At 48.6% G+C, this 12,435-nt stretch carries 6 protein-coding genes; 3 read left to right on the top strand and 3 right to left on the bottom strand.

What is annotated here, in order from left to right; genetic code table 11:
* Positions 1 to 169 precede the first annotated feature (169 nt).
* Together VP472_RS08605 and VP472_RS08600 are read left to right on the top strand one after the other, a co-directional pair.
* Positions 170 to 1,498 (top strand): serine protease AprX, encoded by a 1,329-nt coding sequence (locus VP472_RS08605; RefSeq protein WP_146276818.1) that lies wholly within the window; start codon positions 170 to 172, stop codon positions 1,496 to 1,498.
* 192 nt (positions 1,499 to 1,690) lie between these two features.
* The gene (locus tag VP472_RS08600; RefSeq protein ID WP_007410383.1) at positions 1,691 to 2,053 is read left to right on the top strand and encodes a protein YmzB; all 363 of its coding nucleotides are present in this window, start codon (positions 1,691 to 1,693) and stop codon (positions 2,051 to 2,053) included.
* A 33-nt stretch (positions 2,054 to 2,086) separates the two neighbouring features.
* On the opposite strand, the gene VP472_RS08595 is transcribed toward VP472_RS08600, so the two are convergent.
* Positions 2,087 to 2,842, bottom strand: coding sequence for a YoaK family protein (locus tag VP472_RS08595; RefSeq protein ID WP_146276816.1), 756 nt, complete (start codon positions 2,840 to 2,842; stop codon positions 2,087 to 2,089).
* Positions 2,843 to 2,902: 60 nt separating this feature from the next.
* Positions 2,903 to 3,337, bottom strand: coding sequence for a NucA/NucB deoxyribonuclease domain-containing protein (locus tag VP472_RS08590; protein WP_007611576.1), 435 nt, complete (start codon positions 3,335 to 3,337; stop codon positions 2,903 to 2,905).
* 288 nt (positions 3,338 to 3,625) lie between these two features.
* On the opposite strand from VP472_RS08590, the gene VP472_RS08585 reads away from it, so the two are divergent.
* Entirely contained in the window at positions 3,626 to 4,837 is a 1,212-nt protein-coding gene (locus VP472_RS08585) for a cytochrome P450 family protein (RefSeq protein ID WP_102422503.1), read from the top strand.
* A 134-nt stretch (positions 4,838 to 4,971) separates the two neighbouring features.
* On the opposite strand, the gene VP472_RS08580 is transcribed toward VP472_RS08585, so the two are convergent.
* Positions 4,972 to 12,429: a beta-ketoacyl synthase N-terminal-like domain-containing protein gene (locus VP472_RS08580; RefSeq protein ID WP_146276814.1), complete on the bottom strand. Its 7,458-nt coding sequence runs from the start codon at positions 12,427 to 12,429 to the stop codon at positions 4,972 to 4,974.
* Positions 12,430 to 12,435 lie beyond the last annotated feature (6 nt).

Raw genomic sequence — 12,435 nt, 5'->3', positions numbered from 1 at the left:
TCCTTCCGCCGGATTCATCATAAACGAACAAATGTTCCGATCCAACTCGATTTCTTCTCCTGAAAAAGCCGCAAGTAACCAGCTCTCCTGAAGGACAAACAAACTGACCGAACATACGGCCTGTTCATATGGTATAGAGAGAATCGCCAGAATGGGAGGAAAAGTATATATGTTTGGTTACTCAATGGTACAAATGGTGCGGTCAAATGCTCATAAGCTGGACTGGCCGCTCAGAGAAAACGTATTACAGTTATATAAACCTTTCAAATGGACACCTTGCTTTTTGCACAATTTTTTCGAAAAAAAGGTGAAAAACAGAAAGAAAATGTCAGTCATCATTGAATTTGAAGAGGGCTGCCATGAATCCGGTTTTCACAGCACAGGACAGGTCTTATCAAAAGAAAAACGCTGCACTATAAAAAAGCAGTTTCAAACAATCAATTGCTGCAGCGCCGAAGTCACTCCGTCCGCCCTTCACATGCTTCTTTCGCAATGCCGGGATATCCGTAAAATCTATTTAAACCGTGAAGTAAAAGCTCTCCTTGATACGGCAGCTGAATCGTCTCATGCAAAAGAAGTGACCCGTAACGGCACCGTATTAACAGGAAAAGGCATAACCGTCGCCGTTATTGATACCGGAATCTACCAGCATCCCGATTTAGAAGGCAGGATTATCGGATTTGCGGACTTTGTCAACCAAAAGACAGAACCGTATGATGACAACGGGCACGGCACCCATTGCGCCGGTGTTATCGCAAGCAGCGGCGCTTCATCTTCGGGTAAATATCAGGGGCCGGCGCCGGAAGCCGATCTGATCGGAGTCAAGGTTTTAAACAAATCAGGATCAGGAACCTTGGCTGATATCATTGAAGGTGTGGAATGGTGCATACAATATAATAAAGAACACACAAAGAATCCGATCAGAATCATCAGCATGTCACTGGGCGGAGATGCGCTCAGATATGATAAAGAAACGGACGACCCGCTCGTCAAGGCCGTTGAAGAGGCATGGAATGAAGGAATCGTCGTCTGCGTCGCCGCGGGCAACTCCGGTCCGGAAGCTCAAACGATTTCAAGCCCCGGTGTCAGCGAGAAGGTCATCACGGTAGGCGCCTATGATGACAATGATACAGCCAGCAATGAGGACGATACGGTCGCTTCTTTCTCAAGCCGCGGCCCGACGGTGTACAGAAAAGAGAAGCCTGACATTCTTGCGCCCGGGGTCGATATCGTATCTCTCCGTTCTCCGCGTTCATATCTTGACAAATTACAGAAATCAAACCGAGTAGGCTCCTTGTATTTCAGTCTTTCGGGCACGTCCATGGCCACTCCGATCTGTGCGGGCATCGCCGCCTTAATCCTTCAGCAAAACCCGCAGCTTTCGCCTGACGAAGTGAAAACATTGATCAAACAAAGTCCGGATCAATGGACAAATGAAGATCCGAACATTTACGGAGCGGGCGCAGTGAACGCCGAAAACGCCGTGCCGAAAGAGTAACCTTTTTATCATGAGAACGGGGTCGTCTGCACCGGCAGATGACTCCGTTTTTCAGGTGAATAGATGAAACATTTATAATGAAGGAACTCGGAACAGGTCAGAACCGGCTGTCAGAAAAAAAGATCAATGCAAGGCAGTGTATTTCTAAAAAAATAGGGAATAAGTATGGTGTAGATAAAAGGAGGAATCACAATGGCACTTACAAACACCGAATTGTCTGAATGGCTGCAAAAACAGATCGGACAAACGCTTGATATCAGAAAAGGAGAGCTGACAGACAGCCGAAACGAGATTTCTGATATGGATCAGATCATGCTTCACCTTGATGATGTTCTCGTCCGCCGGACAAACCATCCCGATGACTATGTAGCGGATGAAGAACTCGTCTTAAAAGGGCACGGCACAACCTATACGGAGGAAGGAAATGTCCCGCTTCCCCAAGATGCGTATGAAATTCCTCTGCTCGGCGACATTACCATCCAAAAGGAGCAAGACGGATTAAAGGTACATACAGATCGGGCCGTGTATACAATCGGGACCCGGAAAGAGCAATAAAAAGAAAAAACGCCCTGAATCAGCGGCGTTTTTTTATTGGTTTTTTTCTTCAGAATATCCGTGGAACATCGTGAATGCGCAAAGCATAATGCCTAAAATAATGATAATCGGGAGCCAGATCACGGCAAACTTATAATCCGGTTCGGCAAAAGCGCCTATGACCGCCCCAAAGCAATACAGAACCAAGGCAAGCGCGCGCAATACAGCATCTCTCGTAAACTGCTTCCGCTTGTCCGCTTTGTAAAACCTTGCGGTGAGATCTTCAAAAAAATTAGCGAGCGTTCCCGTTAATACGGTCGTGGAAATCCCCGCTACACCAAGTTTTCTCGCGGCTGTCGTCTGCATTCCCATTGCGAAGCTGAGCAGCATAATCAGCACATAAACAGAAATGGCATCTGCAAAAAAGCAAGAGAACAAAGCAAACAGCAGCAAAACAGCTCCTTCAATAGCTAAAGCGGCAGTTACCGCAGGGGGCCAGAATGATTTCTTTTTATTGCCCACAAGCAAGGCCGCGGCAATAACGCCGGCAATAAATCCGATTAACGAGGTTAACGATTTGAGTACGGCAAGGTGCCATGAGTTGCCGATCGCCAGGCCGAACAGAACGATATTCCCCGTCATATTGGCGGTAAAGATATGTCCCAGGCTTAAATAACCGATCACATCCACAATTCCCGCTGTTAAACAAAGAAGTAAAAGTGCAATATTTCGGTATGTAGTCACTGTCAATGTGATCCAATCCTTTCTTATGCTGATTCCAACATATAAGTTTACTCTTCGCCATTTCATATGTCCAGCCGGCGCGCCGCTTTTTCAAAGCATAAAAAAAACTCCGGCGAACCGGAGAAGTTACTGAACGATAAATAATACTCTCGTGCCGTCGGAATAGCCGCTCATTTGATTTCCAACCCATGAACCGGCCCCGCGGTTATCCGACGGGGTTACATATCTGATATCAGCCCCCGCCCCGCCTTCTGTGCAGACTGCCATGGGCCATTCATCACGGTCAAACCCGGGCTTTGTCGGAATTCCTTTCAATGATTCTTTCCTTCTATTCTCCGCTCCGCCCCGATCAATTGTACAAATCTCAGAATGACCTGCCGAAATGGCGTCTTTTATATGATTTCCCGTCTCTGGATATTTTGACAGCGGGAAATACAGCACCTGATCGTATCGGGATGCGGCACGAGCAGCACTGTCCGAATGGATGCCGGCGCCCGTAAGGCCGAACTGAAGAGAGATCACCAAAAGCAGACTTGCCGCCCATTTCATAAACGCATTCATTCACATCCTCCTTAAGAAGTTGATATGAAGCGTAAATATGTATATTAGCCGGATTTAACACACATGATGAATTGGCAAAAAAAGTTTGCTGTTTTGTTGATAATTAACGAAAATGGCGGCTTTACGATTTATCTATTGAACCGGCTTCTGTTTCCTTATATATTTTAGACATACTTATGAGCCGTTGTGATCAGTGTCTTCGGCAGATAAAAGGAGGAATGCCGTCCGGTCGGCAGGCACCGGCTGTTGGTTATGTCTTTTCAAAAACATGAAGGCGGGGAAATCCAGATGGAAAAAACAATGTTTCACCCACACTCACCCGAGTTTCACGAAGACCCTTTTGCGGTTTTAAGCAGATTCAGAGAGCAGGACCCCATACATAAATTCGAACTGCAGCGTTTCGGAGGCACCTTTCCGGCATGGCTCATCACGCGTTATGATGATTGTATGGCGTTTTTAAAAGACGGCAGAATTACGAGAGATGTAAGACGGGTCATGCCGAAGGAGCTGATCGCAAAGCTGAATGTCAGCGAAGATATCGATTTTGTCTCAGAGCATATGCTGGCAAAAGACCCTCCGGATCATTCACGTCTTCGATCTTTGGTGCATCAGGGGTTCACTCCCCGGATGATTGAGCAGCTTCGCACCGGGATAGAGCAGATCACAGAAGAGCTGCTGGATGAAATGGAAACAAAAGCAGACCCTGATATTATGAGAGATTTCGCGGCACCCCTTCCGTTTATCGTCATTTCCGAGCTGCTCGGAATTCCGAAAGAGGACCGCGCCAAATTTCAAGTGTGGACTAACGCGATGGTTGACACGTCAGAAAGCGGACAAGATGCGACCAACCAGGCTCTCAAAGAATTTAAACAATATATGAAAACACTGATCGAAGATAAAAGAAAACATCCGGCTGAAGATCTGACAACCAAGCTTATTTACGCTGAAGAGGACGGCCAAAAGCTGAGTGAATCAGAGCTGTATTCCATGCTGTTTTTGTTAGTCGTTGCCGGGCTTGAAACAACGGTTAACCTTCTCGGCTCCGGCACCCTGGCGCTTCTTCTGCACAAAGACCAGATGGAGAAGATAAAGCGGCAGCCCGAAAATATCCAGACGGCGGTCGAAGAGCTTTTGCGGTATACCTCTCCCGTCATCATGATGGCGAATCGATGGGCGCTTGAAGATTTCACCTATAAAGATGTTTCTATTAAAAAAGGCGATATGATATTTATCGGCATCGGTTCAGCCAATCGGGACCCGGAATATTTCGATGATCCTGATACATTAAATATAGCGAGAACACCGAACCGTCATATCTCTTTTGGATTCGGCATTCATTTTTGTCTCGGGGCTCCGCTCGCCCGGATGGAAGCATCCATTGCCTTTACTTCGCTTTTAAAACGGTTCCCGAATATAGAGCTGAAAGGCGCGCCCGAGGATGTAACATGGAGAAAAAACGTGTTTTTGAGAGGGCTTGAAACATTGCCTGTCAGATTTTAATATCGCCCCCTGTTTATCGGGGGTTTTTTTAATGTCTTATAAACAGGAAATCAATATAATAGTGAATATTTAGTACATAATGAATTTAGTTCTATGTATAAAAAAAACGGCCGGATTGCTCCGGCCGTTCTCTATTACCGTTTTACCAACTCATTTGTTTCGTCCAGCTTTTTTCTGAAAGATTTAAGGAAATTTGCGCTTATCGTTCCTTTGTTTGCGTACAGTTTTTCGCAGAATGCCTTAATGGCGTTTTGCGGCTTTGGTTCCGACAGCATTGTGACATGATTGGAGGAGTGGACGTCCAGCAGGTGAAAGTGTTTCATCTGGTGTTCCCATTCTTTCCAATACGCATCATGGTCTAACGGAATTTGTTCTTCTTCTGCTGTCAGATAACGTTCAAGATCTCCGAGGAACAAACCGCTTTTATTACGGAAGTAGTAGCATTGCAGCGCTTCCGGATGAGGCAGCGGCTTCATGTCATACTCTTCCATTCCGTAAGCGAGCTGCGTCTTCATCATTTGCTCCAGCTGCATCCGGATCGCTTCTTCGGATTTTGGCAGACCGCGCTTTTTGGCAAGGCCGATCAATTCTTTCAATACTTCTTCTTCCTCAGCCTGGACGGTAATGTCTTCTCTGCTGATTAATGCCTCTTCAAGGTTTTCAGGCTTAAGATATGCCGTAAGCATCGTATTGATCGTTTGCAGCATGACTGACTTAACAGATGGTTTTCTTTCTTTCCATTTTTCACTGTACGGGGTGTCGATCATGACGGCGCTTTTTACTGTATGACCTTCCTCCTGCAAGAGGCGCGCGGTTTCATATGCAAGCATTCCGCCCAAGGAATATCCGCCGAGGTCATAAGGGCCTTTCGGCTGTACCGCTTGGATGATTCTCATATAAGAAGCGGCCGTCTCTTCGATTCCTTGCAGCGGCTCTTTCCCTGTCAAACCTCTTGCCTGGATGCCGTAAAAAGGACGCTGACTCTTTTTGGCGAATGGCTGGTATGCTTCAACGCCTCCTGTTCCGCCGTGAAACCAAAAAACAGGACGGCCTTTTTCTCTTTCATTCAGCTTGACGAGTTCGGGAAAATTCCGGCCCGCCTCATGCGGTTGGTTCGTTTTTAACAGCATGCCGATCTCCTGAAGAGTGCTGCATTTCTGAAGAGCTTCCAGACTGATGCGGCTGTCTCCGTCCTCAAGTTTTTTCAGCAGCTGAATACAGGAGATTGAATCGAATCCGTATTCAGTCAGCGGCTTATTTTGATCAATTTCCGCTGCCTTCATCCCCAAAATGTCAGCCACAATGTCAGCTGCGCTCTCGCGGCGGAGCTGAGGGTCCTGGGAAACCGGTGCAAGGCTGATCTCTTCTGGCTGACCGCCGTTCCAATACTTGTGGTGTTCAAAAGGATATGTCGGAAGCGGCACTCTTTGAACAGATTTGCCTTGGTGGAGTCTGTCCCACGGTATATCCGCTCCTTTCACCCAGCAAAATGCAAGCTTTTCCAGATTGTTTTCAGCCAACAGCGTCTCCGTGACGACTGTACCGAGAGTCCCTTCCAGTAAAACGCCGATATCTCCTGATCCAGTCTGCTGACTGCCTGTAAAGAAGCTTTTCATTCCATTGCTTTCTTCGGAAAATGCTCTGTACTCTTTCAGTTTTTCCAGCAATTCATCTTGATTGCGGGCAACGAGTGCCAAGCGGCAGTTCATCGCCTCACGGCCGGTCTGAAGCGTATAAGCAATATCCCGCAATGACGGAGTATCTCCAGTTTGCACAAAATCAGCCAGCTGACCTGCGGCCGCCTTAAGACGCCCTTCGCTCTTAGCAGAAAGCACGATAAGCTGCGGGTCATGCTCAGATTCTTTGTCTTTATGGCTCGGGCTGTACTGTTCCAAGACGACATGCGCATTCATGCCGCCGAAGCCATAGCTGTTAATTGCGGCCCGGCGCGGGATCGGTCTGCCCGTATGGTCGGTGAGCTGTGTCCATTCCTGATTGTCTTCGGTGAAACGGAAGCGGCTTTTTTGAATAGCCATTTGCTCATTTGCAGATGTAAATCCGGGAATGCCCGGGATGGTATGATGCTTCATGGCCATCGCTACTTTTATAAGGGCGGCCAGTCCGGAAGCGAGTTCGCCGTGCCCGATGCAAGGTTTCACGGTGCTGATATAACAAGGCGTGCTTTCCTCTTGATTTGCAGACTCGCCGTAACCCGCTTTGATTGCATTAAACTCCAGCGCATCTGCCATTTCGGAGGCAATGCCGTGCGCTTCAATATAAGTGACGGTTTGCGGATCAACATCGGTGTCTTCGTACGCTTTTTTCATCGCGGCCTTCATTCCCGCCGGATTCGGTGCGTGAAGCGACATGCCTTTACCGCCGTGAGACACTCCTGTTCCTTTAATGACCATGTGAATATGATCGCCGTCTTCAATTGCCGCCTCAAGCGGTTTGATGATGATCACGCCCGCCCCTTCGCTTCTGACAAAGCCATCGGCATCTTTTTGGAACGATTTCGCCCGGCCGTTTTTGCTTAAATATCCCATTGAGTCAAAACCGATAAAACCTTTCGGCGATTGCAGAATATTGGCGGCGCCCACGACAGCCTGCTCACATTCGTTATGACGGATTGATTGAACCGCCCTGTGCAATGCCACCAGCGTTGACGTGCAGGCAGCCTCGTAATATTCACTCGGTCCTTGTAAATTCAAGGCATATGATATCCTGTTCGGAATGATGGACGGAATGGCTGTTCCATTGTTCGGATCGCTGTTGCCCGCGGCAACGAAAACGCCTGTCGTCCTGCTTGATAATGCCTTATTTGTCAGGCCCGCATCCTCCATTGCCTTCCATGTATGCATCAAAAGCAGATACTGCTCCGGCCCCATTTGTGATGCCTCTTTAGGAGAAATTCCGAAAAAGAGCGGGTCAAATTCGCCGACACCGTCAATAAAACCGCCCCATCTGAGACTCGTGTCATTCTCATCGCCGGCGTAACGGCGCCAGTCCCACCGGTCCGCCGGAATTTCGGTAATACAGTGATCCCCGTTTACGATGTGCCCCCAAAAAGACTGGATATCCGGGGATTGCGGAAACTGAGCTGACATACCGATAATCGCGATTCCTTGCTTGACATCGGCGTTATCACAAGGCGTATGCTGTTTCTTCGGTAAAGTGCGCTCTTCTGTTTCCGTGACCCCGGCCTCTTCTGAATGCTTATTATCGGCAAACAATTGAGAAAACTTGCTCTCATATGCTGACGCGAAGTGGCGGGTCAGCTCCTCCGCCGTCGGATACTCGAAAAACAATGTTGGATTCACATCGATGTCCGCCTCTTGGCCGATCTCTTTTGTCAGCCCGATCAGACTCGCTGAATCAAGTCCCAATTCCATGATATTCGCTTCAGAACGAAGAGAGGACGCGGGTTCATCCATCATCTTGGCGAGCTTGCCAAGGACGTAGCTGCGGATATCATCTGTCAGACTGCCGGCAGAAATCGGTGCTCCCGCATTCTTAACAGCCGTTCGGGCCGGCTGATTCATCTGTTCCGTTTTCGGGCGGAACCGTTTCAGGGCATAGCCTTCAAAACGCATCACCACTTCCGATCGGCTGCTGATGACATCTGCGTTAATCAGAATCATTTCCCCCGTTTGTTTGGCCAGCTTGATGTGCAGCCAGCAATCGGTAAGATTTTCCGGGCTGCTGAAGGTGACGGAATTAATGCCGAACGGCAGATAGCTTTCCGCCTCTGTTTGGTCCAATAAAGAAAGCGAGGCCAAGTAAGCACTGTTGGCGATTAATGGATTTATGGCATAATGATGCGCTTGTTGTGAGTCGCTATTGTTCAGGTTCACTTTCGCTAAAACGGCATCAGTGCCTTTGTACAGGCGGGTGATCGTTTTAAATTCTTCTCCCCACACGACGGTTCCCGTTCCATCTCCGTATAACTCATCTATCCGGCCCACTTCCCGGTATGAGCGCTGAATGGCCGCCAGATCCGCGTGCTGCTTTTGAAACGGATACGGGCTGCACTCGGCATACGCCGCTATGCTCCAATCAGGAGACGTGCGGCTGCGGTGCATTATGCTCAGTTCAAATCCATCCCCGTTTTGTTTCGATTCTGTTTTCAGCTCGATGCGATCGCCTTTTTTTACGGTAATGGGGCTGACGTAATTCAGTTTTTTAATATGTCCTCCCTCTGCTTCAGGAAAAAGATCACAAAAATGATCGACTGCCAGACTGTTATATGTAGCGCCGACGAGTACCGGTTCTCCGCTGAATTGATGCCCTTTCACGTATGGGTCGTCATCACTGTATACCGCCTGAACGCCGGCAGCGTTTTCTGATTCACCGAAATGAAAAGAAGTCCCGTGGTCAAAAGCGTAGGCCGGCAGATGAACGGCGTGCTCTTGCTGCAACTGATCAAACGTGATATTCTCTCCTTTTTCCCATTGCCGCGCACGCCGGCCGATATCAGAATCGGAGAAATTGAGATTCCGCTGATCCATGCGGTAAGCGGCCAGTTTTTCCGACAGTTCCTGAACGGAAGCAGCCGTAAATGCCGCCCGATACTCCGGATGATGCGTTCTTTTTTGCAGCGCGGATGCGATGGCGGCCGGATGAAGAGATGGCGTCTTTTCTAAAAAGGCCGCCAGTCTCTCAAGATAGGCTTCAAAACTCCATTTTGTTTTCGCTGACACAGGGAAAATATATTCCTCATTGCCGTGACGGGCATGATTAGAATTCGGATTGATATATTCTTCTACGATGAGATTTGCATATGCCCCGCCTGCCCCGAAGGAATTGATCATGCTTCTCCGCGGTATGATGTCTCCCGTCTCGGCATCCTTCAGACGCTCCCAATACTCGGTTTTCTCCTGCAGGTAAAAGGCCGTTTGTTCAAGCGCGATATTCGGATTTTGCGGTTTTGCATTAATGGTTGGAACTAATGTTTCCCGCTCCATTTGCAGCAGCACTTTCGCGAGCTGGGACATCCCGGAGGCCGCCTCTAAATGGCCGAGATTTGACTTGACGGATCCAAGCGCGCAAAATCGTTTTTTATCGGTATATTGCGAGAACGCGTTTGTCAGGGCAATGACCTCAATCGGATCTCCCAATACAGAGCCGTTTGCCGCTGATTCAACATAACTGATTGTTTCCGGATTGATTCCGGCCTTGTCAATGGAAGCCGCCATGAGCTTCGCCTGCTGTTTCGGATCCGGAGCCGTGTACATCTGCCTTCCGCCGCTATGGCACAACGCGCTGCTTTTAATGACCCCGTAAATATGGTCTTTGTCGGCAACCGCTTTGGAGAGCGGCTTCAAGAGCACTGCTCCGACTCCCTCTCCCGGCATCAGACCCGTGCCGGTTCCGAAGCTTTTGCTTTCACTTCCCTGCTCAAGCAAATTCGCCCGATCAAGCGCATCATATTTAGACGGTTCAAGCGTGAGATTGACCCCTCCGGCAATCGCCATGGAACAGCTGTTAAGCTTCAGGCTTTCACAGGCGAGATGAATGGCGCTCAGTGAGCTGGAGCATGCGGTCGTAACGCCCATGCTCGGACCCGTTAAATTGAAAAAGTGGGAAATGCGGTTGGCGATATGCCAATCCCCTCCGTTAGAGCTGAGCGCAGCTTTTTCCAATGACGGGATATTCCAGAAATATTGATTGTACATACTGCCCATAAATACACCGATTCCGCTGTCTGATTCCTGCCATTCGTTTACTCTTTCTAACGAGTAGCCGCCGTTTTCAAATGTTTCCCATACGGTTTCAAGGCTTAGACGGAGCTCAGGCGTCATCTCCATCACATGGTCTTCCCGGATGTCAAACAAGTGATGGTCAAAAGCGTCAATATGCTGCAGAAATCCGCCGTACCGTGTTTTGCCTTCTTCTTTTCGTGTTTCTTTTGCCATCGTTTTCAGAAGACCGGACTTCCATCTGTTTTCCGGAGCTTCCGTAATACAGCTGTCTCCGGCTTTTAAATGCTCCCACAGCTCATCGAGGGTTTCAGACTCGGGATAGCGGCCGCTGATGCCGATAATGGCAATGTCGTCACGATCTGAGCGATTATCGGTGACGTTTTCTGTTTCCGGCTTTGGCGCTTTTGGCTCTTTTTGTTCAGTGATAAATCGCCGCGTTTCCGTGACAAGCGGCACCGGTTCATTCATTGCAGGTTCCGGATGCTCCGTTTCAGGAGGCGCTTGATCGGCTCCGAATGCCTGTTGCAGCTTATCCGGGTAAGTTTCCAGCAAATACTCGGCAAGTTCTTTCGTATTCGTGTGTTCAAATAAGACCGTTTTCGGCAGCTCGCCCGTCAATGTTTCCAGTTCACGGATAAAATTCACCTGCAAAATGGAGTCGATGCCGTATTTTTCAAAGCTGGTTTCCGGCTGAATGCGCTCGGGAGCAAGCTTTATGGACTTGGCTAACGTTTCTTTTATGAATTGCACCGTCCGGTCTGTGACTGAGAAAGACGGTTCTGTGAAATCAGCCGGCTCTTTGGAAGCCGCAATTTCTTCAACCGCCTGCGCGTCCGGCTGCTTTTGCCTGATGACGCCGTCGCTTTCTGCCGCCACGATCTGCTGGCCGAGGTGATGTGACGATTCCGCCATAAATGTAACGTACCGATATCCCTCGCTTTCCAGCGCAGACTGCCACGCTTCAGGATACAGCCCAGGGCATCCGGGAATACGCAGTTTGGCGTCTTCATACAGCCACCAGCCTTCCAAAAGACCGAATGTCAGATGAGAATAAACCGAATGGCTGCTGATCTCATTTAATAGCAAAATCCCATTCTTTTTAAGCACCGCTTTGGCATTGCGAAGTGTCCGCCGAATATTTTTTGTCGCGTGAAGCACATTTGCCGCAATGACCGCGTCATATGCGCCCGCCTCTATACCCTGCAAAGCCGGGGGCTCTTCCACATTAAACCGCTTATAAGTCAAATACGGATTGTCGGGACCGTATTCTTTTTCAGCATGCATGAAAAAGGCCTTTGACAGATCGGTGTAGCAATATTCTTTCACATGAGGTTTGACCTCTTTTAATCTTTTGAAAACGGCCGCGCTCGTCCCGCCCGTCCCCGCTCCGATCTCTAATATCCGGATTTCCGCGTTCGGGTCTTCTTTCAGGCGTTCTTCAATGAAAGCCGTCAATGTGTCAGCGAGCACCTCATTAAAGTAGTCTGCCGTTTCATTGTTTTTATAGATTCCTTCAACCAATTCCATTGAGGAATCAGGAAACAGAACATCAGTGGCAGAAACTCTGCCGGATAAAATATCCGGCAAAGCTCTGAGAGCGGTCTCCACTAAGATGATCATCGCCCGTTTGCTGCTGTCCTTGAGTAAAGGAGCTTTCTTTTCATCCCATTCTTGCCACAGAACGTCCGCACGCTCTATCGGACCCGTTAACACATACGTACTGCCAGACTGTTTCAAAAAGCCTTTTTGCACCAAGATAGAGATGCTTTCTTCCAGCCACCTGCCGTAAAACCCCTGCATGACAGGCTGCGTTTCGTTTTCCGTAAAAAATCCGACAGATTTCAGCTGGCCTGCCAATAGTTTGTAAAGAAGATCTTCAGTGTTTTGCAAAGCCGT

Source organism: Bacillus sp. MT(2024), from assembly GCF_036362845.1.
GTDB lineage: Bacteria > Bacillota > Bacilli > Bacillales > Bacillaceae > Bacillus > Bacillus velezensis.
This window is presented reverse-complemented; position numbering and strand designations above follow the sequence as displayed.

Excerpts from the sequence above, each read along its gene's own strand:
- VP472_RS08605 (WP_146276818.1), top strand. The coding sequence starts at position 170 with ATGTTTGGTTACTCAATGGTACAAATGGTGCGGTCAAATGCTCATAAG.
- VP472_RS08585 (WP_102422503.1), top strand. The coding sequence starts at position 3,626 with ATGGAAAAAACAATGTTTCACCCACACTCACCCGAGTTTCACGAAGAC.
- VP472_RS08590 (WP_007611576.1), bottom strand. The coding sequence starts at position 3,337 with ATGAATGCGTTTATGAAATGGGCGGCAAGTCTGCTTTTGGTGATCTCT.
- VP472_RS08600 (WP_007410383.1), top strand. The coding sequence starts at position 1,691 with ATGGCACTTACAAACACCGAATTGTCTGAATGGCTGCAAAAACAGATC.
- VP472_RS08595 (WP_146276816.1), bottom strand. The coding sequence starts at position 2,842 with ATGAAATGGCGAAGAGTAAACTTATATGTTGGAATCAGCATAAGAAAG.